Source organism: Pseudomonas sp. Pseusp18, from assembly GCF_059506005.1.
This window is the reverse complement of record NZ_CP169240.1, coordinates 4,551,672-4,575,029: the sequence shown is the minus strand read 5'-3', so window position 1 is coordinate 4,575,029 and position 23,358 is coordinate 4,551,672. Positions and strand designations below refer to the sequence as shown.

Here is a 23,358-nt window from a genome sequence, read left to right as displayed (position 1 = left end):
AAGGTGACCTCATCTCCAGTTGAGGACTGCTCGATGAATGTGTTCAACACCCTGATGCTTCCCAACGGTTCGACCATCAAGAACCGAATCGCCAAAGCCGCCATGGAAGAGAACATGGCGGATGCTGACCAGGCACCCTCCGAAGAACTCATGCGTCTCTATCAAGCATGGGCCGACGGTGGTGCAGGCCTGATTATCACCGGCAACGTGATGGTCGACGGCCGCGCCATGACCGGGCCGGGTGGCGTGGTGTTGCAGGACGATCAGCAACTGGACAAGTTCAAGCGCTGGGCGCGTATTGGTCGATCCGGCGGTGCGCAGTTCTGGTTGCAGATCAATCACCCAGGTCGGCAGATGCAGTCCAATCTTGGGCAAAAAACCTGGGCACCGTCAGCCGTGCCGCTGGAACTGGGCAAAATGTCCAAGCGTTTTGCCACGCCTCACGCGATGACCCCTGGCGTGATCGAAGAAGTCATTCAGCGCTTTGCGAACACCGCACGCCTGGGCGAACAAGCCGGATTCACCGGCGTGGAAATTCACGCTGCCCATGGCTATTTGTTGAGCCAGTTCCTTTCGCCGTTGACCAACCAAAGGACGGACGAGTGGGGTGGCTCTCTAGAAAACCGGGCACGCCTGCTGCTCGAAATCGTCAAGGCGGTCAGGGCTGTGGTTTCTGCGGATTTTGCAGTGGCGGTCAAACTCAACTCCGCCGATTTCCAGCGCGGAGGATTCACCGCCTATGACGCGAAAAAGGTAGTTGAGTTGCTCAACGACCTGGGCGTGGACATGGTGGAGTTGTCGGGAGGCAGCTACGAAGTACCCGCCATGCAGGGTGACGCGCGCGATGGTCGCACCCTCGCTCGCGAAGCTTATTTCCTCGAGTTCGCCCGTGATCTCCAAACCGTCGCCCAAATGCCGGTGATGGTCACCGGCGGTATTCGTCGCCGCCCGGTGGCCGAAAGCGTCGTGCAGAGTGGTGTGGACATGGTGGGCATCGGAACGGCGTTAGCCATCGATCCGCACTTGCCTCGTGACTGGTTGCAGGGCAAAGACAATGCCCCTCAATTGCCGCCGATCACTTGGAAAAACAAAGCCATCGCATCCTTGGCGAACATGGCAGTAGTGAAGTTTCAATTGCGCAAACTCAGCCGGGCTAAAAAGCCCGATCCGAGCGTTTCACCGTTGCGCGCGCTGATCCTGCAACAGCTCTTCATGGCCTTTCGCACTCGCCAGTATCGGAAATGGATTGAAACGTCTGCGCATTACAACGGCCAGGGAGACGCAAGATGACCGTCGCTGTAGAGGACTCCCCAGTTATCGACACCGCCAATACGCTCGACCAACAAAGAAGGGCATTTCTTAACGACGGGCCACCCAGCCTCAAACGACGCAGGGCCAACCTGGTCAAATTGCGCGCGGTGGTTCTCGCTCACAGGTGTGAAGTAGAGGATGCGATTAGTACTGATTTCGGCAATCGCTCCAGGCATGAGACCGACATCATGGAACTGCTTGGCGTGGTGCAGTCCATTGACTATTTGTTGCGACACCTGCGCCGTTTCATGAAGCCCGAACGTCGTCATGTCGCTGCGTTTCATCGCGCCGGCCGTGCCTATGTGGAGTACCAGCCTAAAGGTGTGATCGGAGTCATGGCGCCTTGGAACTACCCGTTCTCCCTAACCTTCATCCCATTGGCAACTGCGCTCGCGGCTGGCAACCGGGTGATGATCAAACCCTCCGAGCTGACGCCACGCACCAGTGAATTGATTCAACGCATGCTGGCGAGCTGTTTTTCTGCCGATGAGGTAGCAGTGGTACTCGGCGGCCCTGAGACAGGCGCCTATTTCAGCGGCCTTCCGTTCGATCACCTGCTGTTCACCGGCAGCACTCAGGTAGGTCGAATGGTAATGCGTGCCGCCAGTGAAAATCTGGTACCGCTGACCCTTGAACTGGGTGGCAAGAGTCCCGTGGTCGTAGCGCCAGGCCATGCAGGGCGCAGCGCATTGGAGAGCATTGTCTTCGGCAAATTATCCAATGCTGGCCAGACCTGCGTTGCACCGGACTACGCCCTGGTTCATGAAGACGACCTCGGCGAGTTCATCACCCAATACCGCGACGCTGTTGCCCGTACTTATCCGCAAGGCCCAGCCAGTCCCGATTACACCTCGATCATCAGCGACAGGCATTACATGCGGTTGCATACGCTCATCAAAGACGCACGCGCCAAGGGAGCAGACGTGATCGAGGTAGGAGTGACCCCAGAGCGTGCGACAGAGCGACCGCGGACATTGGCTCCGGTGTTGATCGTGGGAGCCGAAGACGATGCATTGGTCATGCAGGAAGAAATCTTCGGCCCACTGCTACCGGTTCGTACCTACCGCTCTCTCGACGAAGTAATCGACTACATCAACGCCAGGCCGCGCCCACTCGCGCTTTACTATTTCGGCAATATGGATGCCGACAGCGAGGCTGTGCTCAAGCGCACCACATCCGGGAATGTCGGCATCAACAACACTCTGCTGCACGTCGCCGTGGATGATCTACCATTCGGCGGTGTAGGGCCGAGCGGTATGGGGGCCTACCACGGCATCGAGGGTTTTCGCTCCATGAGCCATGCCAAGGGAATATTCGTCCAAGGTCGCTGGAGCCTACCTAGCCTGCTCAGAGCACCTTTCGGCAAACTGGCTGAATTCGCCATAGCAATCACGCTTCGGGCACAGCCAAAACTCCGAGTCGAGCGGTAGAGGAAGTACACCAGCGCCAAGCTGTTTCAGCCCGTTGGCTGACAAACCCCTCGACGAGGCATCTGGAGCATCGTGGGCAACAACACGCCAGTGTGCTTCATTCGTGATCAGATGAAGCACACTTTTGGCTGATTTTTGCCTGTCACGAAGGGCCGCTTCTGGCCGTTCTCTGCCGGTCATTGCCACGAAGCATGCTGATCAAATCCGATGCAATTGGTGGTCAGAACGAACGCAATTCACTGGTCATGTCGAATGCAAACGGGTGGTCATAAGGAGTGCAATTTCGCATATGCGCCACATTTCCCTTTGATCATCTCCTGCCGGCACGAAACTCTCGCGCAATGCCGGATCAGGGACTCACAATCGTTTGTGTTCAAATCAAACTCAATCAATCTTGCCGCTCTCTCTATGCGCCGCAAGGTGTTGCATATCTCGTGTCCAGCATCGAAGAAACCGACGCCAGTCACTTGCATAACTTCCTTGCTGCAGCCGTGAAGAAAGAGCGCTCGCCGCTTCGAATCGCGCGTGCCATGGCTGTGGGATGTGCTGGTCAAGCACGATAACGAAAAGGTGACCATCGCTTCCCTTGAATGGGGTGTCCGGGACGCGTTCGCGTAACTCATCAATCGACATCGAACAGGCCGCACCTACAGGGTTTTCCAAATCTTGGTGATCGATGTCGTCAAGCTCGGCAAGCAGTGGTTTTGCTTCTTCCGAACCAGGGCGTAAGTGTTCTAGCGTCCACAGCAGCTCGCGCCGCTTCCGCTCGCGTAGCCATAAGGTCTTTAGATCGGCTTCCAACATTGATTCCTTATCACGGTATACGTAGATCAGTTCGCGGTTCGTGTTGGCTACGCTATCAGCATAAGGGCAATTGGGTGCACCGAATTTTACTGGATGGACGCGCGCGCGAAGCGAGCATTGCAGCTTTGAATCAACTATTGGTAGTTGCGCAGATTACCCACTCGTTTACTCAGGGTTCGGATGCTTTTCATTTGAGGTAGCGAACGTGGCGCGGGTGTGAATCGCTCAATGACTCAGCCTGCTCCCGCATCGGATCGTCATAACGTCTAGGCTAGGATGACTTAGCAACAGCCTACTTCCTGATCACCTTTCTCGAAGCGCCTATCCATGGAAGACACGCCAGAATCAAACATTCCAGCCGATGACTCCTCCGAAGACGTGGTGACAAGAGAGTCGTTGTACGAACTAGCCTGGTCGATGCCAATGACCAAAATTGGGGAGCGATATGGTGTTTCTTCCAGCTACCTGGCTCGGATCTATTCCAGCCTGAATGTACCCCGACCGCCGGTGGGGTATTGGGCTCAGGTTGCGGCGGGCAAAGGAAAGCCACGCCCACCTCTGCCAACGGCGTTGCCAGGCACTCTCATTGCCTGGAGTCGAAATGGCACGCCTCTCAAGGTTTCACAGACCCTACCGAAAGCACCCCGGAAGCTGGGTCGGCAAAAAAATAAGATCGATGTGGAGCTACCTCGGAAACACCCATTGTTGCTGGGTATCGAAGAGCATTTCCTGAAGGTGAGGGAAAGCGAAAACGGTTATTTACGACCGACAAAACGTTCCATGGCAGATCTCATCGTGAGCCGCACCGGACTCACTCATGCCGTGGACTTTGCCAATCAGCTGTACTTGGGGCTGATGAAAAAAGGTTTCTCCGTAGCACTCTCAAATGCCGAAACATACATGAATCGTGAATCCGTGGATCACCGAGAAAAGGAGTCGAAAAGGTACGTTCATCCTTCACTCTGGAAGCCGCAGCGACCTACCGTGGTTCACATTGGTAGTTTCCAATTCGGGCTGACCATCTACGAAGTCAGTGAATACGTGCCAGTGAAGAGTGTTGGTAAGCAATACGTTCGACTGAGCTCGCTTCCTACGAGTCAACGACGATCTCCGTTTCATGATGGTTGGGTGATGAGCGATGACATGCCTACTGGCCGTCTTTGCCTGCAGGTCTACTCTCCCTACTACGGCGCAGAATGGGTACGTCGTTGGATTGAGGACAAGCCTGGCGACTTAGTCAGCAAAATTGCTGGCATCATCAAGTTGTTGATTGACGAGGCTCCTGTGCTTGCCAACAAAGTCGAAGTTGAGCGTGAACGGAGGGAGCGCGAGCATCAGAAGTTTTTATTGGAGTGTGAGGAGAGGCGCAGACAAGAAGAGGAAAAGCGCCGACTCAAGGTGATCCAGGAAAGCCGTGATCGACTTGAGTCTGTGATTCAGACTTGGGCGAAGGTGAACAGTATCCGCGCCTTCTTCGACGACATCGAGCAATCTGCACAAAGATTGGGGGATGCCGATCGTAAAGCTGTCCTAGAGCGACTGACCAAAGCGAAAGAGTTAATCGGAGACTTGAACGCACTGAAGCATTTTGAGAGTTGGGAGCCTCCAGCCCACTAAATGTTTTTGCTTTGCTTCAGAAGCAAAAATGAAGTTGTCGGCGTGTTGAATGTTCTGTATTTACCGAATCTACTGCGCCAGCGTCTCACGCTGCTCGGGCCTACATAGAGGCCGCGTGTAAGCGCGAAATGGGTTTGAAATGCATCTACGGCATGGTCACGCCATTCTACTTAGCCAAAGACTGGCGTTGTGCAAAAGAGATTGCAGTCGAGATATCCAGCGATATAGAAGCAAACGATTTCATCAGCAATGACTCCGGCAATGCCCAATCCCATTTCTCGCGCAGCATGTTCTCCACATTCGCAAGAATCGAATCGAGATCGCCTGCATCCAATCTACCGACATCCTCCAGCGCTGCCTGGGTTCGAATGAGGCTGGCGTCAATCTCAATGGCAAGGCCTGAGTTATCGCAAGATAGGCCTACATGATTGAGCAACAGACGCAGTGCATCGTTGGCATGATCACCTAGCCAGCTGATCAGATAACACTTGCTGCCCGACTCGATGATGTAGCGTTCACCGAGGCCTAATGAGACAAATGTCTTCCGAGCCTCGTCGAGCAGATCATGGGCGCCGCGATCAATAAACTGGCAGTGCGAAGTATCTGCCAGCACTGCACGCATTTCTTCACGGACGGTGTCATGCACCATTGCACCCAAACCATCGAACTGGGGAGGAGCACCGCCGCGTGCGGCAGTAACAATAATGACCTTGGCCTGGAGATCAACGTCACGCACTTGCCATCGTCGCCCCCCAAAGATGATTCGTTGATCCTTGGTAAGCGGGCGGCTTACCGGTACTGACCCCAGGGCTTTCCCATCACACACGAGGCGAAACTCTTCATCGCTGCTGAACGCGCTGTAGAACTCGTAGTGGTTTATCAGACGCTCTCCAACCGTCCCGGGAAGCAACAATCCCGAACTGTCTTGAACAATGAGTTCATGCTCTCCCAATGTCCTGAGCAGCCCCACGAAGTCGGATTTTTCGACTTTGGAAAATGCCCCCTCGGCGATCAAGCTTTTCCACAAAGCTGCCGCTGATGCACCCCCACATTGGGCGATGATGGAAAGGACTTGCTGAACCAGAGTAGAGGCGTGAACGCCTTGGGCTCTCGGGGGTTCGAACCACCCTCGAATCAGCAGGCGAACCATGGCAATGGTCTGCACCAAGCCTTGGCGCAGTTGATCGGAAAGGCTCGATCCATCTTTGAGAGGCGACTCTTTGCAGTACGCGCGCAGTACCGCATTCTCTCCTGGGCGTCTTCCTGAGCGACCTAAGCGCTGACGTAGGCTCGCCACTGAGGGGGGAGGGCCAATTTGCACAACCGTCTTGATGCTCCCGATGTCTATTCCCAGTTCAAGCGTCGTGGTGCAGATCGCCGATGCCGCCTGGTTACCGGCTTTAAGCGCGTGCTCAGCCTGCTCACGCAAGTCCTTTGAAAGGCTACCGTGGTGAGGCCAGAACTCGTTGGGTAGACCGTCTTTCTCGCAGCGCCGACGCAGTTGGTCTGCGTACCATTCAACCTGCTGGCGGCTGTTCGGGAATATCAGGTTATTGCTTCCTCGCAAAACCTTGTAGAGATGATCGGCGATCGCAAAGTCAGGGCTTGCTTTGTTTTCCGTTTCGTCTTCATCGCCGTCCTCATCAGGGGACTGGATGGGAGTCTTTCTTAGCTCGCTCATCGGCGGTTGGATGTAACCACGGATTTGCACCTGGAGAGTCTGATTGGAGTTTTTGGACTCGATCACGGTTACCGTGTCGACGCCGGCCGGACGAAGGAACTCCGCCGCCAATCTCATATCGCCCAATGTTGCTGATAGCCCAACTCGGGGAAGGCGACGTCCTGCTACGAGCTCGACCCGGTGCATCAGGGACTGCAGCTGTTTTCCTCGCTCACTACCAATGAATGCATGGAGTTCATCAACGACGATGTAGCGCAGGTTTTGGAAAACTCCAGCCAGGCTTGAGCCTCGATTGACGAACAATGCTTCAAGGGACTCAGGGGTAATCAATAGCACCCCCTCCGACGACTTCAAAAATCGGTGCTTTTTGCTCGATGAGATATCCCCGTGCCAGCCAACTACAGGAATTTCCAGTTGCTCACATAGACGGCTGAGTCTGCCCCATTGATCGTTGATCAAGGCTTTGAGTGGGCTGATGTACAGCACAGAGCCGGGAGGGTCATTGTGGTTGAGTAAATGGGTGAGGATGGGGAGGAACGCGGCCTCGGTTTTCCCCGCCGCCGTTGCGGCGGCGATAATGACATCCTGGTCTGCGTCCACTAGAACAGGCACTGCCCATTCTTGGGCGTCACGCAAGGACGTCCAGCCTTCAGCCCAAATCCATCGCTGAATACGGGGTTCTAGCTGGTCGAAACCTGATGACTCAGAGTGTGAAGGTGGCAAGTTCATCGTCCGCGTCGACCTTCGTGTCGTCTTCTCCGCCCAGGTCTTTAGCTACCTCGACACCTCCCAGTAACACCCTCCAATCAGCTCCCGGGTTTTGCTCCAGGATGGCCAGCAGATTGATAAAAGCAGTGATCGTGGTGCGCGGCGTGCGGAAGTAGGCTTCCCCCAAGCGCTGATTGCAGTGCGCCATAAACAGCGGGAGCGCTTCGTCAGGCAGTAGATATTTTTCAGCATCGCCGCCCGCATACACATGGCGCAGCTTCTGAAGCAGTACATAGAAGTCTTCGGGGGTGAGGCTGGTCAGGCGAATAACTGGGCCCGACAGATCCACCAGCCCTGTTTTAGCAAACGAGTTCTCGGCCAGGCGCGATTGCAGGGCTGGGTAGCTAAACAGACCTCGGCGAGTGTCCATCAAGAACTCAGGGGTGCCACCCAGGACGAATCCAAGCCCCTCAGCCGATCCCTGCAGCGAATCATTGAGGATGCGCAGGATCTGCTCGTAGTTGGCATTGCGTGCCTGCGTGTTGGCCAGCTTGTAGAGGTTGACCAGCTCGTCGAGGCAGATCATCAGGCCGCCAAAACCTGCGAGCCTGACGAATCTCGACAGCAGCTTGAGCTGATCGTAGACGGAGGCGTCATCAATGATCGTTCGCACACCCAGAGCCGCACGCGCATCGGTTTTGGTGGTGAACTCACCACGCAGCCAGCGGATGGCGTCAGCCTTGAGTTGCTCATTGCCGTCCTCGAAACCTCGGCAATACGCAGCGATCACCTCAGCGAAATCGTAGCCGTTGACCATCTCGGTCAACTCAGCAAGGTGTGTACGGATGACAGTCTCACTGTCAGTACCCGCCGCCTTGGCTTCTGTTTTGGCTTGGGAGATGAATTTCTCGACGATGCCTTGCATAGCCCCACCGTCAGGCTTTGTGCGTGTCGACATGTTCTTGGCCAGCTCGGAATAGAGTGAGCGTGCCTGTCCCCCAGTGGCATGCAGCCTGCGATCGGGGTTTAAGTCAGCGTGCATGGTTACGAGTTTGCGCTCCATCGCAATGGCTCGTACCAGGTTGAGAAAAAACGTCTTGCCGGCGCCGTACTCGCCAATCACGACGCGAAATGCTGAGCCGCTTTCAACCAGGCGGTTAACGTCGGTGATCAGCGCATCGAGTTCGCCCACCCGGCCGACCTGAATCAAGTGTTGGCCGACACGAGGGACGACGCCGGCGCGTAGCGATTGGATGACCGCGTCGCGATCCTTGGCTCTGATAGTGGTCATAAGGCTAACTCTTCCAGAATGTCTTTATTGATTTCGATGGGATCATCACCTTCGGTGATGGGCATATCGAAGCGGTCAAAGGCCATGTCGTTGATTTGCTCCAAAGCACCATCGAGCATTAGCTCCATGTCGCTCGCAGCGGACTCAAGTTCAGATCGACTCCACTCTGGACGTGAGACCAATAGGCGTAGGAACGCAGAATGTTCCAAGTCGAGGCCCGCAACGTCAGCACTCGACGCTGAAGTCGATTCGGCATCCTCAATAAGCTGCTCAGATTCCTCAACCCGGTCATCAGTGAACACCTGAGCAAGTAGGGCGGATACCTCAGCTGTTTCTCGTTGCAATTCAGCAATTCGCTCATGATCGAGCACGAACCCTTGCTTGGCGTTAACTGGGAGGGGAACCCCAGGCTCGGACTGAGTGGTGTTGGCGGGTGGTATGACGGATGCAACTCTTGCTCCGGATGCAGCACCGTGAAGATCGCTGTAGAGCAGCTGACTGTCCAGTTGCAACGCTTTATACACTCGCTCCAGAAGCTTCACCTCCGATGGGCTGACGGTGCCATCGGCTTGTGCGAGGTGGGCTAGGAAGCTGGCAATCGCGCGCTTTGCTTCGACGGTCAAAGGGTCGAGCTTTTTCTTCAAACTTGCGAGTGTTGGAGGTTGCTGAATTTGGATTCGTAAATGCGCCTTGAGACGTTTGCGATGGGCAACACTCAGGTGACTCCATGAGTCAATGTGCTGACCCAGCATTGTGAATTCTTCATTCGAAGTATCCCCATCGGCAGATGCCACTGCACTGGCTAGGTCAAGAGTGACCGAGGCCGCGTTATAGACCGCCGAAGCTCGCAGTGATCCGTCCTCTGGTTGGGTCACAAATAATGCAATTTTATCTTCGGCTTTCGGTGTTTTGCTGCCTGCCAGAACGTCAGGTTCCATACCGATATGGAGTGACTCCAGCGCGCGGGCAAGTGCCAGTACTTTGTCGCGAGACAACGCCCCTGCGCTCTTGAACCGTCCAGCGAGTTCGCCAAAACTCATGTCGATCAAGTCATCACCGATCCTGTGTTGAAGATCGTCCAATTCTGCACGGGCCGGCGCCGGCCATAGCGCGACAGGAAGCTGCAAAAGGCCCTCCAGCGCTTCTGCGCTTTCAGGGTTTCGGCCCAGATAGCGGCTATAGGGTTCCAACTCGCTGGTGCAAAGCTCAACAATCAATTGCAGGTTTTTACGCGTTCCTGACGTAGCCATGACATCAGGAAGATCCCCCAGGTTAACTGCGGGGGCCATTAACACTGCGGAGGCCGGTCGATAGCTTGCTTTAAGCGTGGTCTTGTTTTGCGCGAGAATTAGCCCGGTAGGGTGGGTACTCGCGTACTTGAGTTTGAACAATGCAGCGAAGACTTCCTTACACCGAGTTACCGGGGTGCGCTTGCTGATGTTGGGGTCGGCTAGCGCCCATGCCAATGCCCAGTCGGCATCAAGTGGCCGTTTGTTTGCTGCGTGTTGCCCTAACCCTATGCGCAGTGGAAGCGGCATTTCGTAGCTGTAAGCAACGGCATCAGGAGGTGGGCCAAGGTAAAGGTTAGGATCGAGCGCTTGATTGCTCAGGTAGTCCAGAAAGCCCTCCGCGTACCCCCTGAACGATCGATTGTCCTCATAGATATCCAGCAGCCGTTGGACTTCTTTGGTGATCAGAGGAATCTCGGCCTTCACCTGCGGATCGCTTACTGCATCAACAAGTGCACGGCGCTCAAGGCCATAAAAAAATAAAAAGACATAGCCGGTGTCTGCCAACGGATCACGACGTCCACCTTCTAGCCACTGCAGGTATCCGCGCCGAGCCTCTGGCGAAATGGAATGAAAACTCGGCCAGTAGGGCATCAGCCGCTCTTCGATATCAACGTACGATTTAGCTATCCGCAGTTTGGGATTGATCAGTGATGGTTCTTGCGCATCGTATCGACCCAGTGCGCTTCCTACATAGAGCATTCCACCGGGAAGTGAAAAACCAGACACAGTGACCGATTCGCCCGCCGGAACCCAGTGGGTATCGGATTTCTGCTTGCTTGCATTTGGAATTTTAAAGGAGGCGGAAGGGGGGGAGCCGAGTTGGACGGTATAAAATTCGGAGGGTTCTTCAGACCTATTGCTCGACGAAACCTCATGCATGGAGAAGGTCACGTCTTTACTTCGCGGCTCCCGCAGGTGCGTTGTCGCTGAAGCAGACCTTTGAATCTGTTCAAGCTGTCGTTTTGTGCGAGTGGCTAACAACCACATAATGGCGACGATGCAAGCGATGATGCCAATAGCGATCCATGTATTCTTCGGGATCGAAGCGAATGCACCAAAAGCCAGTGCAAAAATGATCAGGATGCCGGTGCCTGTCGAGTTTTTTGCCTTCTTCCTTGCCATGAGTATTTCAACCTTGAAAGGTGGGGGCTGGCGCAATGGCGGTATCCGATAAATGCATCTCTAGAACTATGGACTACCCAGCGCTACTGATCGGAAAAAATGCCCATCAACGAACCCTACAGCGCTAGCTGTCACAGTCACTCCAGTGATCGAAAGCTTAGACCATGGATGTTTTGTCTACCGGGATACGTTGTTCAAACCAGTGATAGAGACGTTCGGTTGACCTGAGCAGCCATGAACTCGGAGGCACGTAACAGGCCCGATGATTGAGGAAGCCTCCACAGCTGTGGATCGGGTCTACTGACCAGGTTTCGAGTACAGCAAAGCGGAGGTGCTCTTGGTTAACCTTTGCCAAAAGGGTGAATGCACCGAAGATCTTTTTTCGATCTCGCAGCCAGTTGCTACGGAAAAATATGGGTGTGATGGACGCCATAAACGGCAGGTGGGGCAGGGGGACAATGCGCTTGGCAAGTGTGCCGACGGATCCGGATTGGGGGGAATCCGGCATGCAGGGCCTTCATCAGCAGGGAGGTGTACTGAGACGGTAGAGTACCGGATTGAAACCTCCGGGGCCAATATCAATCCATCCGAGGTTGCATTGTATCGGCCAGCGATGGATGAGTACCTGAAGCTCATTCAGGATCTCGATGACATTCCCTCACTAATTCCGGATTAGTCGCCGATAGTGCGAATTGATGCACGGAAAAACCTGGTGGCAGGGTATTGCGCACCCCGCCACCGAGCAGTCGAATGCTTCAGCGTCACGTCATGCGCTGGGCTTGCGCTAATGATCAAGCTTTCCCTGGTTGCTTGGCTGCCGCTTTAGCTGCATCCTTTGCCGCTTCTTTAGCCAATGCTTCATTCACCTTGTCTTGGACGATTTTGTTGAGGTCATCCGTCTTCTCGGCAGCCGCACGGAATGCCTTAGAAGTAGGTAGCGAGTCAGGGCCTTCGGTAACTACAAATGTCATGGCACCGAATGGTTTGCCGGAGGAGCTTGCTGCCAGGGCGTACCGAGTTTTTAAACTATGTGCTGTATAAACGTGCCCACTCTGAAAATCGTCAAGTGACAACGCAGCTTTTACGTCGCCAAGACCAAGATCCACTGTGAGTTTTCGCTTAGGCCCATTGACGGTCATCTTGTGCAATGGATGTGGATAGAGAAGGTAAGTAGGCGTCACAGCGTAGTTCAAAATTCCACTGACGGTTTTTGATGTGATCCGCACCTCCATTAAAAAATCAGGATTTCCGTTTAAGCCGGTGAATGGGTTCACGATGGGCTCGGAGCCAGGGATCTGCAACTCATAATTAGACATTGTTTCTCTGAAACCACCTTGGCCATCCAGTACGGTGTCTGGTTCTACGTTAGCCCTGAATGCATCAAGGGCAGGCGAGTCCGGTATCGCCGCGAATTCACCGGCTACTAATAGGAGGCAAAGCCCTTCTGACTCCGACGGGGTCACAGGCCAATCTGACACTAACAGCAATCGGCCATTAAGTTTAATATCGCTTTCGAGGTATTGTGCCCGGGCTTCGAATTCGCTTTTTCCGTATGCAAAAAGTTCCTTGGCGCCCCATCCGATGCCAGAGATTAAAAGCGCCTGCGGAGTCTCCTTAGTACTTTGTAATGGACATTTTCCGGTTTTATCTACTAGGGAGAAGACCCGAACTTCCTTGATTGGTGGGTTTTTATTGAGGTCAGCATAGTCGTATTTTTTTGACTCGAAAGAAGTAGAGTTGAGATTGCTGCAGGCAACTAGCGTCAAAGCTATAAAAATCAATAGAGTCTTCATTGAATTATTCCTTTGTATAAATTGGCTGTCACAGCATAGTTGGTGTTTGTTTCAGCGCAGGTGGTTCCTTCCGTACTTTCTCCCGTGTGAATCCCTAATAATTCAATCTTTCCGCTAGGTGCATTTATCCAATAGACGGGAGCACCAGAAAATCCTGTCAAAGTGCTGCAGGTGTGGCTAAAACAACCATTCTCAACTCTATATATTTTGCAGTAGCCATGACCGACATCTGACCACATTAAGTTGTACTTGTATGGTGCTTCTGGGGTTATGATGATTGGCATTCCTACTTCCATTCCAGGAATAAAAACCTCGGAGTTCTCTGTAATAAGTTGTAATTTTGGATTTGTTAGTTCATATTTGGAATAGTCAATTTCTGGAGTTTTGGCCAAGATTATAGCTGCATCACATCCTGGTAAATAACAGCGCCTGACGTTGTACTCATTAAGGGGGAGGGTTTTTTCACCAATAATTAAATTCCTGCCATCGGCCAAGTTATTTTTTGTGACGCAATGGCCGGCAGTGATCCACTCTCCTTCTTTGTAGTACGAGGCAATACAAGAGTGCAGGCCATCATTTTTTGTAATTGATGTGATGAGGTTCAGCGCTTGAAGATATCCACTGGATGCGAAAGTACTAGGTGAGTTAAGAGTTTTAAAGCATTTGTATACGTCCTTCCTGAAAAGACCTGGGTTGCCTTCAGAATTAGTTAGTGTGCCAATGCAATTTTTGCTATCTGCTCTAAATTTTTCCAGATCTTCAAGGGTGGCTCCGTGTTGATAGCCGGATAGCTCATTTTTAAATGGTTTTGTCTTTCCATACTTATTTCCTGTGTTATTGCCCGCCATCGTTTGTTGATTGGCGCCAGGAATCTTAGAGTTAGGCAATATGAAGGCTTGCTTTGGGATTTGATTAATCCCGTTATTTGTTATATGAGGGTCAATATTCATTGGTATTTTTTTTGTTGCTGATATCGTTGCGATGTCAGGACTGTCTGGAAGCCCAAAATTCTTGCGAGTTAAATGCTCTCTTATAACTTGTGGGCCAGGGTCGTATGGAGTATTTAGTGAGTTTTTCCAAGTGGTTAGAGCTTGCTCCTTGCTCTCTTGGAGGCCTGCATCGTTTATAATCGGCTTTTGATTTACGAGTTCTTCGAGAGTCTTTCCTTTTAGCAATTTTGAATATTCATCAATCTGTTTAATTTGTATATCGTATTCGTCTTGCACCCTTGGTTGTGTGTAAGGAGTGTTAACCCTAGCATCATCTGCATGGGCTCCCGTTGAGATGGTTAACACCAATACAGTCATGTCTACTAGGGTGTTTTTCATGATCCACTCCTTTAATAAGCAGTCGATTTTTAATCTTGTACATATAGTTACCCGGCGCTGGGCGTTTCGATACCAGCGTAGATTCCCTCGCTCCAATCTGAAGTCGAAGCCTGCGATTCAGTACAAGTTTACGAGGACGTAAGCTCCAGTTACTCAACGCTAGGGCAGTCAACCTCTCGTTGGTAGCCCGGCCCCGCCCAGTATGGGGCTGGCCTAGTGGAAGGGGCATTACCGAGTCTATGGAGTTAAAATCCAGTAAGTCGGATTGTCATTTAAATCAATTCCAAATCGTTGGTTAGCTCTTAATGCACTACCTATCAGGTAGTGCATATCGTTCAATACTCGACTTGAGTTTCCGTAGCGTGAGTGGCCTAGCATGTCATCTATACCCACTGCTTGTGTGATATCAACTGCATCAATTTTTGGCGACGCGAATCCTTCTTTTCCACTGAAGCCGAGACGCTGACCATCGTTTAAGTGTGAGCTAGATGAAATGCTCAAAGCTCGATCGTCAGAAGACATATATATCGTTGCCTTACCATAGTTTTCAAACGAAGGGCTGTATTCTCTTCGGAAGTAGTCTCTATCAAAATCGGGGGCTGCTAGAATTATATTGCCAAATTTTTTGTTAAATTTTACTGGGTTTTTAGAGTAGAGCTCTGCCATCACTGGAATCACAATCTGAGAACCCATGCTGTGCGCAAGTACATGGATTTTTCTGCCCTTAGACGTCATCGATATGCGTTGCACAAACTCCCTAAACGCTCTTACAGATTCCCCTGCTAGTCGATTATCAGGCCCGTACTTAGTAGGATCCGCTTGGGATGGCCAGCTGAATAATACTGGTTGTACATTTAGGTCAAGATCATAAACTACTTGGCCCGTGCGTTTCACTGCTTCATAAAAGCCCACGTTGAAGCCATGCACGAATATAAGGATATCTCCATACGCTATGCTATTTTGTGACGACAGTTTTTTAAGTAGCTGGTCTTCGCTTAATACCTCAGACTTACCACTGTCTAGCTTAATAAAGCCTGTGCTCTCTTCGTCCCCATTAAAAATTAGCTTAAGTTTATGGAAGAATGAGTCTTTGTCTCGGAACTCTCCTCGTTTGCGATTTTTTGGAATAAGTACGGTCTCAGAGCCGTATGACATTGAGTCAGAGATTCCCCCTCCAAAACCCACGTTTTTTATTGAAGCTCGATTAGTTCCATAAAGTACTGTTACGCCATAATAAGAGTCGCCATTGATGTCTTTGGATTCATTGCTTTTGACGACGCGGCCATTGAATGGCATGACTTTGTTTGGCGAATGGAGCGAAGCAAATGCTAGTTTTTCGGCTAATGCGTGTTCTGCTACCGGCTCACTTACTGGCTCAGTAGATAGTGCCGCGTAAGCTACATCCGAGGAGGAATCTTTAGTCACGGTTGATGTCGTCCCCGAACTACAACCGTTTGTTAATATCAATGCAACGCTTAAGAGGGTATAAGCAAGCTTGAAGTTGAGTCCTTTCATGTTGGCCTCCGGTATGACACGGCCAAGGTAAGGTTTAAAGGTAGGGTGCACGCATCATACTTTTAATCAGCGTAGCGCGCGGCGTTCAAAATGCCACTATGTTTTTTGAAGCATTCAATGGATCTCTGTAAGGTTATGATTTTCCTAGTAATATGTTGCTGGTGTTGGTTTCTCTCGCAGCATCAGTCCATCGGCGGGCGCAGTTTCGGATCCATGTAATGAGTATTTTACAGCTTAAGTTAATTACGCCGATTAAAGTGTTGTAATTCTAATTTGTCTAAAGGAACCCCTCAATGAACGTCACAAAGCATATACTGCAGAAGAAAGCCAACCTCCCTAGCCAGATGTTTTTTTTCGTTCATCGATTTGGCGATGGACGCGGCAAAGGTTTCTTTTGCTTTAAGGGGCTCAGAGTGCCGTCAGCAAACGCCCAAATTGATCACGTTTCCAGCCACTCAGTAGGTCGACAGGATCGGTACCCAACAGGCTTCTTCGACATATGGGGTGAATTATTCCGGTGCCATCAACACAGCGAGCGTCATGTTGATGAACTCTTCATTGGTTCTGATCGCGTCCAGGGCACCGCGCACATTGCCTCCAACCTCACCCGATCCACGCTGCTCGACCCAGAGTGTCAGTTCCATAATGGCAGCCTCAAGGGCTTGCTGGTTTTCGTTGATCTTGAATAGTAGGGAAGGGAGCAGGTCTGAGTTTTGCATTGCGATTCCTCCATGGAAAAAGGAAAGCGTAGCAGTAGGTGAATTTAGTAGGATCTTGTCGCTGATATTGATGGTCGCACAGAGTCAGAGCGCGTTCAGTAGACGCTCAAGCTGCTCACGCTCCCAACCACTCAAAAGCTCGACTGGATCTGTGCCATAGCGTTGCCAGTCTTCAAGAGACCCGATGCGACCGTCAGGAGACCTGCAATCCTCGCAGTAATCCAAGGTGCCGCCGTCATTGAAAAGCGTGAGACGCCAGCCATCGATCTCAACAGTCATGAGGTCGTTGTAGAGTTCGCACAATGACTGGTTGCTGGTTCTTCTCATGATGCGTGTGCCTAGCGCGACGTCCTTCAGTACCTGGTAGACCTCGCGGGCGGTGAGAGGGGCCTTTGTGTTCAAAATTTCCCTCATCTTGATTACCGATACTCGTCTTGAGGTGTCCAAAATCATTAGGCCAGTTCAATGAACTTCGCCGAAGCGCACTTCAGACGCAAGGAGCTACGGGATGAAATCACAACCCAATATCGAGTTGCATACGCCATTCAAGCACGTCCTCTGGCAGTACTTCCGGCGGCAAAGTTTGGACGATGCCTCGCAGCAGATGACCGGAGTGACAGTGAAGTATCGCGACTTTACTCGGGTCATCCCCAGAAAACGCTAGCTCTGCTCCTGCCCGGCGCTGGCCCTTGCGCAGGGCTTCTAATGCCTCTTGGTCGAGCCATTCGAGGCGTAGAAATCCATACACGTTCACCGCGCGAGTCCTTACATGACTCTTTAGCAGTTCAGCCACCAACTGCTCCAAGCCTTGCGCGCCGAGCGTGGCCACAGCCAATTGCCAAAGCTGCCCTTCGAGAGAGGTCGTGATCTTCATACACACGCCAGGATGATGATGTGCTTGAGCTCCTGTTTCGACCTAAATCTGTCGCTCTGGTTTTGGGTCAGCTGGCGTGCTGGCGTCTTCCAGATGCGACACCAAAGCTTCTTTCAATTCCAGCAACGCTTCTCGCGCGCCGGTCGCCCGAGCTCGGCTTGAATTCTTCGACGTGCCGGAGAAGGGCTTCCGCATTGTTTGTGTTGAGATCAAAAACAATCATGTTGAGTCCTGGGCTTGGAGGAGGGGGACGCATCAGCAGGCAAACCCGTGACTGAGTCTTTCTAGTTCAGCCTTTACCAGTTTGTATCCCGCTTCACTGTGAGCTGCTTGTAACCGTGAGTATTCATCAGTCCCTACGATGGGCTGATTCAGCCAGACATCTGCTTTCGATTTGTTGCCAAAGACCTGCTCGGCTTGGTGTTGGATCAGCTCGACGTAATTCATTTTCTGGCTCTCGGGAGACTTGCCGGCGTCCGCTCGGTTTTAGCTAGCGGTCGAGGTCGATGCCGGAGCCTTTGCGCAATATTCGCGAAACGCGTTGATGCCTCGCTTGATCATCAGCATTGGCTTAATCATGTAGCGGTAGCTGACGAACAAATTGAGCGCGATCCAGCTCAACTGGTAGGACGAGCCATGAAAGCTCCGATGGTTGGCGCTGTTCTCCCAAAAGCCGTAGGCAACAAAAATCGTAAAGATGGCGACCGCCAGAGGCAGGATGCTGAGCCTTCCCAGGGAGACGGCAATGAAGGGAATGTCGACAACTGAACGGACAGGTTCATCGTCGAGCTGAATGGCCCAGATCCGATTGACGTTGTCTTTGCCTGGCTGATACGTCGCTCGAATCCGGTTACCCGCCTTAACGTGCGCATCGAGAACGTCCGGGATCTCGAGCCTTTCGTGCTTCTTGCCGTCAATTTTCCAGTAGTGGTAGCTGACCACGTCGCCGCCAAACCCTCGCGATTTCTCGTCGAGCCGGCCGTCTACGATTTGCATTTCCTTCATTTTGATCCCTGTCTCGCGTTTGAAGTGATGGCAAAAGGATATTTCTGCCAAATACTAAGTAATACTTAGTATGTCGTCAAAGCGAATCTAAGAATCTCTTAGCCTTTCGGCGATGAGAAAATGGGTACGTTTGGCAAGCGCTTGAAAGAGGCACGCAAGATAAGAGGTTTTTCACAGGAACGTTTGGGGATTGAGGCGGGCATTGAGCCGGCCACAGCTTCTGCGAGGATGTCTCAGTACGAAAAGGGCGTTCACCAGCCTGGTGAAAGCATCGTGAAGCAGATTGCTGCTGTCCTGAATTTACCGGTGCCGTATTTTTACTGCGAGGATGACGAGACGGCGCATCTGCTGCAGTGTTTTCATTTATTGAAAGGGAAGGAGCGCAAGGATGTGGTTGATCTGGTGGAGCGACTGGCACTGGGTGGCTGATGTACGCGCTGCGAAATGCTTTGAAGGTGCTTTTCTTGATCGAATGGTTTGAGTCAAAGAAGACTCATTGGTGCTATAGGCATCAGCATCCCACCATTCGGAAACGCTGATGGGGTCAGGCAAGTTTCACAGCAAACTTTTTTCTATTGGCCTTTGGTTTCCCATCTTCGAAGTACTCAACTGACACCACCTGTTGGGCTCGATCGACCATCATGAACACCCCCAGCAGGTATCCACAGACGTGTTCGGGATGAGTGACACCGTCATAAGACCAGGTGTCGTCAAAGCTCTTCTTGGTTAGAGCCATGAGTCGTAGCCTATCCGAGTGTATCTGTTCAGTCGTTTTGTCTGGCTTGGCCATTTCCATGGCAATCAGATTATCTCGCCCCCTCTCTCCACGGCTGTGCACGATTAGATCACAGGTCACTTTGATCACTTCCAATTCTCCCGACAAGATGGTTTTGATCTGCCCACCTTGTTTTCTGTTGTACTCGGGGTCTGCGTAATACCCCTCAAGCTTGTAGGTTGGGAGCAGGTTTTCGAATTGCATGGCGAGACGAGCACAGAGATTTCTTTCCGAAATATTGTCTCTGATGCTGGTGGCGTCCTTGATCAGAAATTGGCTTACCGCTGCTTCAACAAGCTCGTACATCAAACTCCGAGAGGTTTCCATTCAGACTCTCCGATCCATGTTTTGAAATAGGAAGGCCGGTCAGAAGACCAGTGAGGATGACTCCCTGATAGTGGGGTTAATGTGGCAATGCTTAGCCGCTTACGTCAAGAGAAGACGCCAGCTTGGATGGTGACATTTAACTCTCTGAGTGCTTTCAGTTTCGAGCAGTCATTCTGGGCGCGCGAAATCCAATACCTTCCGAGACAAGGTCACAGTTGGGATTAAATCTCATCAATCTCGCGCAGCAGTTTCTTGTTGTACTGGTAATCCGCGTTTTGACTGCGACCTCCAAGTGAGGCGGCCCAGGTGACTTTTTGGGTGATCTCGGGGCGGTACACTCGCCACAAGTGATCGAGCTCGGCCTTCAGAGCATCGTAGCCACCGCGAGTGATGATGTTTGTGGCCAAAGCGGCCTCCTGTTGAAGAATGGTGCGTACTGATCAAATGAAGTGCAGGGTGGCTGGCGAGCGAAAATCTGCACTTTCTGAAGTATTGGAATTCTGTTTGCGTTTAGGCAAAACTCGACTCTGTCTTCTCCTATTGATGACCCTTTGATACAAGAATCAAGGTCAGTAGATGCCTTTTCGATTCGAGGGCACGAAGACCCCATGAGGCCGTCATGATAACGGAATTGAATGACAGCGATTTTCCTGCAGTGTACGAAGCTTTCGTAGTCCTTTTTCCTGACCGGCCTTGGCTCAAACGGGTGTCCGCCCTGCAGCATCAAATTAACGAGACACCGCTGTTGCGATTGTTTCTATGGAAACGGAACGTATTGGCGTACGGGCTTTGGGCTTTTGATTGCTATGGCATGCAACCTCTCGATGTCGAGTCGTGGGAGGCTTCCAAGCAGGCGATGATTTTCGCTTCACAAATCCTGTATATCTGTTGTCACAGCTCTCCCGAAAATGCCAACAAGTTGTGTGGTCGGGTTCGGCACGCGATCAAAGATCCAGACGGTATGCGCGGACTGCAATTTGAGCTGACAGTAGCTACCCACCTTAGTCGTGAAGGGTGTGAAATCATCTGGATGGAGGAGGATACCGGGGGCGGCGTGTTTGACATGATGGTGATGATTCCCGATGTGGGAGCCGTCGAGGTCGAATGCAAAAGCCTCTCTGCCGACAGGGGAGAGTCCTTGACCGAGGAAACCTTCCAAGTATTGACCAGTCTCCTCCTGCCTTATATCGAGCCGAAGCTTCGATCGCTGAAGAGGTGTGTCTATGGCATCTCCTTTACCCTCAGTAGCAAAATTCCGGATTCGGCGAACAAGCGCGCCAAATTGGCGGCCGAGCTTGTAGAGGCGGTCGGGCAGGAAAAGTCGGAGCTGCCAGGGATCTGCACAATCAGTGTTGGAATGGGCACTTTTGAGTCGGTGCAGCAGGAGTTCGGAGTAGAAGAGCTGTATGCAATTGCGAACGATCTGTTGGGGCATGGGCCCGGGTATCGCTTAATCAAGGAACTGGGTGAGCAAACCTTTCTCGTCATCGACATCCAAAGTCGGGTACCGAGTAAATTTGAAACCATGCTTGGCGAAGTGACCAAAAGGGCCGTCCGTGATCAGATGACGGGCACGCGCCCCGGATGCCTCGTCATCCGGGTTGAGCGCCATTCTGGTTCATCGCTGGAGTCGTTTTCAGAGCAGGAGCTCAACTCGTTAGCGCAGCGCGCCAGCAAACTTCTAACCAATCCGGACTACGCCCATCTCGCCTCCGTTGTTTTTGTGAGTGCATCGTCCATGACAAGAATCGGGAATACCTCGGAAGGCGAGCAAAGCAGGACGTATGCGTTCGATAACTCTATAGGCAATTACCCGAATCTCGGGCTCAGCAAGCTGTTTGGGGTCGCCACCCAGGAAGATGCAGTGTGAAGTCCTGAAATACAGCTGTCGCGTTGCTTGGAGGGGTGGTGGTGCAAAGGTGAGGGCGGTCACACGACGCATCAGCCAGACGGTATGATCACTATGCTTCTACGACATGGGGCGCGTAGGCATTTACTGGGGGATCTCTATGAAGGTGTTCGTCAGCTCCGTAGTACGGAATTTTGAGCAATATCGTGCTGCAGCCAGGAAGGCCGTGTCGCTTCTTGGGCATACCCCAGTCATGTGCGAGGACTTTGGGGCAAGGCCTTACTCCTCCCAGGAAGCGTGCATGACGGAGGTTGATCAGGCCGACGTAGTGGTGCTCATTCTAGGAGCGGATTTTGGCTTTCAAACCAGTAGTGGGGAATCAGTGACGCAGCAGGAATTCCGTCGAGCAAAAGCTGGCGGAAAGCCAATCCTGGCGTTTCTGCAAGACACACCCGTTGAGGGGTTGCAGAAACAGTTCCAGTGGGAAGTGTCTGACTACGTTGATGGTCTGTTCCGGGCAACCTTTGCCAGTGAGCATGATCTTTCGGACGGTATCGTCCGCGCCCTCAACCAATTGACGGTCAGCCGCCAAGCCATTACTGAGCAGGAGTTCATCCACCAGCTTCAGCAGCGACCAAACAACAGTCGGTGGGGAAGCCGAAATGATGAAGCGCGCCTGGAGCTCGCCTTTCTGCCGCAGCCTGCGCTTGCGGGTAGTCTGCGCGTCGTTCATACGCAACATGAGGCATTTTTCCTGAAGCTCTATCAGGCCGGCCTGAGTACGCTCAAGGCGGGTTACGATGATTTTGATAGCGCCGAGCTCACGGGGCTGGATACCAAAGGTCTGGTATGGCGGCATCACGATAGTGGAATGAGTTGGCTATCGATTTCCCTGGCCACCCCATCTTCATCCAGTAACTACTTCGACTCGTATTACATCTCACCGTCGCTGGTGAGGAAGATGGCACAAGCGGCTTTTGATGTGCTCAACGAGGGGAAAGGTGGTTGGTTCCAACTCGGATTGTATGGTGTGGCCTATAAGCAGTTTGCTGAACCACCAACGGGCTCCACCAGCAGTTTTTCGATGCCGCACCGTTCTGAGCAGAGCCTTGAAGAACGCCAGCTCATGATCCCCGCTTCCCCGGCTACCTACAGCCGCTGGCTTGAGGACGTGATGTTCCGCTTCGCTCGCAAGCTTTCAATTTAGCGTTGTTCGATACCTGCCTTGAGCCCACGTCTTAATAGCGATCTCATTGGGATCAAGGGCACGACAGGCCTCGCAGCCGTTTGCTGTAAGGCTTGTCATTGACTCAGCGCTGGTCACTGTTCGGCTGCCAGCTCCAGCTTAAAATCTTCGGCATCTGGGCGATAAAATGTACTCCCTTTGGTCTCAACCTCTTCAAGCTGGAAGTAGCGATTGTTGATCTTGAGAGCTGGAATCACCTTGCACACGGCATAGGGCGTACTGTACTGGGTACTTATGCCTTGAACATTGAAAACCACCTGACCCGCCGGATAGCCATACCTTTCCTCGCGGAGGTTGTGTAGCGCCCCTTTAAGCTCTCCATTCGCTTCGGCGATTTCAACGACAATTTGTTGCAGGGTTAAGGTTGTCGAATCGACAACCTCTGTGATGAATGTTCGCTCTCGACGAGCTCCGAAGCCCGACGCATTTATAGATCCAATTCGATTCAGCGTGATGTGGGCTAGGGTGACGAGTTCCATGACCATGTCCTTGAGCTGGGAGTAGAAGGCCTCTATCTCGTACCAGAAATGCGTTCAATCTGCCAGGAGTCATCTGGCTGTTTGCCGTATTTGGGGTATGGCTCTGCTAGGATGAATTCGTCGGCGGCTTTACCTGCGCTGGCACATTACCTCTCGCTCCATCGTGTTCAGATGGCTCAAACCTGCAGCCTG

The 23,358-nt window shown here is 52.3% G+C and carries 21 protein-coding genes and 2 pseudogenes; 7 read left to right on the top strand and 16 right to left on the bottom strand.

What is annotated here, in order from left to right; genetic code table 11:
- Positions 1-33 precede the first annotated feature (33 nt).
- Both ACEN9A_RS20315 and ACEN9A_RS20310 read left to right on the top strand, forming a co-directional pair.
- Positions 34-1,290, top strand: coding sequence for an NADH:flavin oxidoreductase/NADH oxidase family protein (locus ACEN9A_RS20315; protein ID WP_413386109.1), 1,257 nt, complete (start codon positions 34-36; stop codon positions 1,288-1,290).
- Complete coding sequence (locus ACEN9A_RS20310; protein ID WP_413386111.1) at positions 1,287-2,741, top strand: coniferyl aldehyde dehydrogenase; 1,455 nt, start codon at positions 1,287-1,289, stop codon at positions 2,739-2,741. Before ACEN9A_RS20315 ends, ACEN9A_RS20310 begins: the two co-directional genes overlap by 4 nt.
- Before the next feature lie 384 nt (positions 2,742-3,125).
- Here the strand turns inward: ACEN9A_RS20310 and ACEN9A_RS20305 are convergent, their stop codons facing one another.
- Entirely contained in the window at positions 3,126-3,545 is a 420-nt protein-coding gene (locus ACEN9A_RS20305) for a hypothetical protein (RefSeq protein ID WP_495688521.1), read from the bottom strand.
- A gap of 327 nt (positions 3,546-3,872) precedes the next feature.
- Here ACEN9A_RS20305 and ACEN9A_RS20300 point away from each other — a divergent pair, with 327 nt between their 5' ends.
- Positions 3,873-5,162, top strand: a complete 1,290-nt coding sequence (locus ACEN9A_RS20300) for a hypothetical protein (protein WP_054597260.1) — start codon at positions 3,873-3,875, stop codon at positions 5,160-5,162.
- A 166-nt stretch (positions 5,163-5,328) separates the two neighbouring features.
- Here the strand turns inward: ACEN9A_RS20300 and ACEN9A_RS20295 are convergent, their stop codons facing one another.
- Genes ACEN9A_RS20295 through ACEN9A_RS20285 form a run of 3 tightly spaced genes read right to left on the bottom strand, consistent with a single transcriptional unit; the run spans position 5,329 to position 11,256 of the window.
- Positions 5,329-7,572 (bottom strand): DEAD/DEAH box helicase, encoded by a 2,244-nt coding sequence (locus ACEN9A_RS20295; RefSeq protein ID WP_413386115.1) that lies wholly within the window; start codon positions 7,570-7,572, stop codon positions 5,329-5,331.
- Positions 7,547-8,842 (bottom strand): ATP-binding protein, encoded by a 1,296-nt coding sequence (locus tag ACEN9A_RS20290; protein WP_258612068.1) that lies wholly within the window; start codon positions 8,840-8,842, stop codon positions 7,547-7,549. Before ACEN9A_RS20290 ends, ACEN9A_RS20295 begins: the two co-directional genes overlap by 26 nt.
- Positions 8,839-11,256 carry a tellurite resistance TerB family protein gene (locus ACEN9A_RS20285; protein ID WP_413386118.1) on the bottom strand — a complete coding sequence of 806 codons (2,418 nt, stop codon included), beginning with the start codon at positions 11,254-11,256 and terminating at the stop codon, positions 8,839-8,841. The genes ACEN9A_RS20290 and ACEN9A_RS20285 overlap by 4 nt, the downstream gene beginning before the upstream one ends.
- 304 nt (positions 11,257-11,560) lie before the next feature.
- Between ACEN9A_RS20285 and ACEN9A_RS20280 the strand changes: the two are divergent.
- Positions 11,561-11,753: pseudogene (locus ACEN9A_RS20280) on the top strand (DUF4113 domain-containing protein); the annotation flags it as partial.
- 294 nt (positions 11,754-12,047) lie between these two features.
- Here the strand turns inward: ACEN9A_RS20280 and ACEN9A_RS20275 are convergent.
- The 9 genes from ACEN9A_RS20275 to ACEN9A_RS20235 form a co-directional block, all read right to left on the bottom strand.
- Positions 12,048-13,049: a hypothetical protein gene (locus tag ACEN9A_RS20275; RefSeq protein ID WP_413386120.1), complete on the bottom strand. Its 1,002-nt coding sequence runs from the start codon at positions 13,047-13,049 to the stop codon at positions 12,048-12,050.
- Complete coding sequence (locus tag ACEN9A_RS20270; protein ID WP_413386122.1) at positions 13,046-14,377, bottom strand: trypsin-like serine peptidase; 1,332 nt, start codon at positions 14,375-14,377, stop codon at positions 13,046-13,048. The genes ACEN9A_RS20275 and ACEN9A_RS20270 overlap by 4 nt, the downstream gene beginning before the upstream one ends.
- A gap of 237 nt (positions 14,378-14,614) precedes the next feature.
- The gene (locus ACEN9A_RS20265; RefSeq protein WP_413386124.1) at positions 14,615-15,892 is read right to left on the bottom strand and encodes an alpha/beta hydrolase; all 1,278 of its coding nucleotides are present in this window, start codon (positions 15,890-15,892) and stop codon (positions 14,615-14,617) included.
- A 509-nt stretch (positions 15,893-16,401) separates the two neighbouring features.
- A complete protein-coding gene (locus ACEN9A_RS20260; protein WP_054597284.1) occupies positions 16,402-16,611 on the bottom strand; it encodes a hypothetical protein in 210 nt (69 codons plus the stop codon).
- An 84-nt stretch (positions 16,612-16,695) separates the two neighbouring features.
- Entirely contained in the window at positions 16,696-17,025 is a 330-nt protein-coding gene (locus ACEN9A_RS20255; protein ID WP_413386198.1) for a DUF7693 family protein, read from the bottom strand.
- Positions 17,026-17,125: 100 nt separating this feature from the next.
- Positions 17,126-17,485: a hypothetical protein gene (locus tag ACEN9A_RS20250; protein WP_054597285.1), complete on the bottom strand. Its 360-nt coding sequence runs from the start codon at positions 17,483-17,485 to the stop codon at positions 17,126-17,128.
- Between the two features lie 67 nt (positions 17,486-17,552).
- The gene (locus ACEN9A_RS20245; protein ID WP_237142924.1) at positions 17,553-17,708 is read right to left on the bottom strand and encodes a hypothetical protein; all 156 of its coding nucleotides are present in this window, start codon (positions 17,706-17,708) and stop codon (positions 17,553-17,555) included.
- 32 nt (positions 17,709-17,740) lie between these two features.
- The gene (locus ACEN9A_RS20240; RefSeq protein WP_054597286.1) at positions 17,741-17,932 is read right to left on the bottom strand and encodes an antitoxin Xre/MbcA/ParS toxin-binding domain-containing protein; all 192 of its coding nucleotides are present in this window, start codon (positions 17,930-17,932) and stop codon (positions 17,741-17,743) included.
- A 39-nt stretch (positions 17,933-17,971) separates the two neighbouring features.
- A complete protein-coding gene (locus ACEN9A_RS20235) occupies positions 17,972-18,490 on the bottom strand; it encodes a hypothetical protein (protein WP_054597287.1) in 519 nt (172 codons plus the stop codon).
- Positions 18,491-18,610: 120 nt separating this feature from the next.
- On the opposite strand from ACEN9A_RS20235, the gene ACEN9A_RS20230 reads away from it, so the two are divergent.
- Positions 18,611-18,919: a helix-turn-helix domain-containing protein gene (locus tag ACEN9A_RS20230; protein WP_028941133.1), complete on the top strand. Its 309-nt coding sequence runs from the start codon at positions 18,611-18,613 to the stop codon at positions 18,917-18,919.
- Between the two features lie 115 nt (positions 18,920-19,034).
- Here the strand turns inward: ACEN9A_RS20230 and ACEN9A_RS20225 are convergent, their stop codons facing one another.
- Both ACEN9A_RS20225 and greB read right to left on the bottom strand, forming a co-directional pair.
- Positions 19,035-19,592 carry a hypothetical protein gene (locus tag ACEN9A_RS20225; protein WP_413386128.1) on the bottom strand — a complete coding sequence of 186 codons (558 nt, stop codon included), beginning with the start codon at positions 19,590-19,592 and terminating at the stop codon, positions 19,035-19,037.
- A 230-nt stretch (positions 19,593-19,822) separates the two neighbouring features.
- Positions 19,823-19,999, bottom strand: a pseudogene (gene greB / locus ACEN9A_RS20220) (transcription elongation factor GreB); the annotation flags it as partial.
- A gap of 212 nt (positions 20,000-20,211) precedes the next feature.
- On the opposite strand from greB, the gene ACEN9A_RS20215 reads away from it, so the two are divergent.
- Both ACEN9A_RS20215 and ACEN9A_RS20210 read left to right on the top strand, forming a co-directional pair.
- Positions 20,212-21,462, top strand: coding sequence for a hypothetical protein (locus tag ACEN9A_RS20215; RefSeq protein ID WP_413386130.1), 1,251 nt, complete (start codon positions 20,212-20,214; stop codon positions 21,460-21,462).
- 139 nt (positions 21,463-21,601) lie between these two features.
- Positions 21,602-22,648: a DUF4062 domain-containing protein gene (locus tag ACEN9A_RS20210; RefSeq protein WP_413386132.1), complete on the top strand. Its 1,047-nt coding sequence runs from the start codon at positions 21,602-21,604 to the stop codon at positions 22,646-22,648.
- A 113-nt stretch (positions 22,649-22,761) separates the two neighbouring features.
- Here ACEN9A_RS20210 and ACEN9A_RS20205 read toward each other — a convergent pair whose 3' ends face one another.
- Positions 22,762-23,166: a hypothetical protein gene (locus tag ACEN9A_RS20205; RefSeq protein WP_413386134.1), complete on the bottom strand. Its 405-nt coding sequence runs from the start codon at positions 23,164-23,166 to the stop codon at positions 22,762-22,764.
- Between the last annotated feature and the right edge of the window lie 192 nt (positions 23,167-23,358).

Excerpts from the sequence above, each read along its gene's own strand:
- ACEN9A_RS20285 (WP_413386118.1), bottom strand. The coding sequence starts at position 11,256 with ATGGCAAGGAAGAAGGCAAAAAACTCGACAGGCACCGGCATCCTGATC.
- ACEN9A_RS20315 (WP_413386109.1), top strand. The coding sequence starts at position 34 with ATGAATGTGTTCAACACCCTGATGCTTCCCAACGGTTCGACCATCAAG.
- ACEN9A_RS20275 (WP_413386120.1), bottom strand. The coding sequence starts at position 13,049 with ATGAAGACTCTATTGATTTTTATAGCTTTGACGCTAGTTGCCTGCAGC.
- ACEN9A_RS20305 (WP_495688521.1), bottom strand. The coding sequence starts at position 3,545 with ATGTTGGAAGCCGATCTAAAGACCTTATGGCTACGCGAGCGGAAGCGG.
- ACEN9A_RS20290 (WP_258612068.1), bottom strand. The coding sequence starts at position 8,842 with ATGACCACTATCAGAGCCAAGGATCGCGACGCGGTCATCCAATCGCTA.
- ACEN9A_RS20260 (WP_054597284.1), bottom strand. The coding sequence starts at position 16,611 with ATGCAAAACTCAGACCTGCTCCCTTCCCTACTATTCAAGATCAACGAA.
- ACEN9A_RS20205 (WP_413386134.1), bottom strand. The coding sequence starts at position 23,166 with ATGGAACTCGTCACCCTAGCCCACATCACGCTGAATCGAATTGGATCT.
- ACEN9A_RS20250 (WP_054597285.1), bottom strand. The coding sequence starts at position 17,485 with ATGAAGATCACGACCTCTCTCGAAGGGCAGCTTTGGCAATTGGCTGTG.
- ACEN9A_RS20270 (WP_413386122.1), bottom strand. The coding sequence starts at position 14,377 with ATGAAAAACACCCTAGTAGACATGACTGTATTGGTGTTAACCATCTCA.
- ACEN9A_RS20255 (WP_413386198.1), bottom strand. The coding sequence starts at position 17,025 with ATGAGGGAAATTTTGAACACAAAGGCCCCTCTCACCGCCCGCGAGGTC.
- ACEN9A_RS20215 (WP_413386130.1), top strand. The coding sequence starts at position 20,212 with ATGATAACGGAATTGAATGACAGCGATTTTCCTGCAGTGTACGAAGCT.
- ACEN9A_RS20245 (WP_237142924.1), bottom strand. The coding sequence starts at position 17,708 with ATGATTGTTTTTGATCTCAACACAAACAATGCGGAAGCCCTTCTCCGG.
- ACEN9A_RS20235 (WP_054597287.1), bottom strand. The coding sequence starts at position 18,490 with ATGAAGGAAATGCAAATCGTAGACGGCCGGCTCGACGAGAAATCGCGA.
- ACEN9A_RS20310 (WP_413386111.1), top strand. The coding sequence starts at position 1,287 with ATGACCGTCGCTGTAGAGGACTCCCCAGTTATCGACACCGCCAATACG.
- ACEN9A_RS20230 (WP_028941133.1), top strand. The coding sequence starts at position 18,611 with ATGGGTACGTTTGGCAAGCGCTTGAAAGAGGCACGCAAGATAAGAGGT.
- ACEN9A_RS20265 (WP_413386124.1), bottom strand. The coding sequence starts at position 15,892 with ATGAAAGGACTCAACTTCAAGCTTGCTTATACCCTCTTAAGCGTTGCA.
- ACEN9A_RS20295 (WP_413386115.1), bottom strand. The coding sequence starts at position 7,572 with ATGAACTTGCCACCTTCACACTCTGAGTCATCAGGTTTCGACCAGCTA.
- ACEN9A_RS20300 (WP_054597260.1), top strand. The coding sequence starts at position 3,873 with ATGGAAGACACGCCAGAATCAAACATTCCAGCCGATGACTCCTCCGAA.
- ACEN9A_RS20210 (WP_413386132.1), top strand. The coding sequence starts at position 21,602 with ATGAAGGTGTTCGTCAGCTCCGTAGTACGGAATTTTGAGCAATATCGT.
- ACEN9A_RS20225 (WP_413386128.1), bottom strand. The coding sequence starts at position 19,592 with ATGGAAACCTCTCGGAGTTTGATGTACGAGCTTGTTGAAGCAGCGGTA.
- ACEN9A_RS20240 (WP_054597286.1), bottom strand. The coding sequence starts at position 17,932 with ATGAATTACGTCGAGCTGATCCAACACCAAGCCGAGCAGGTCTTTGGC.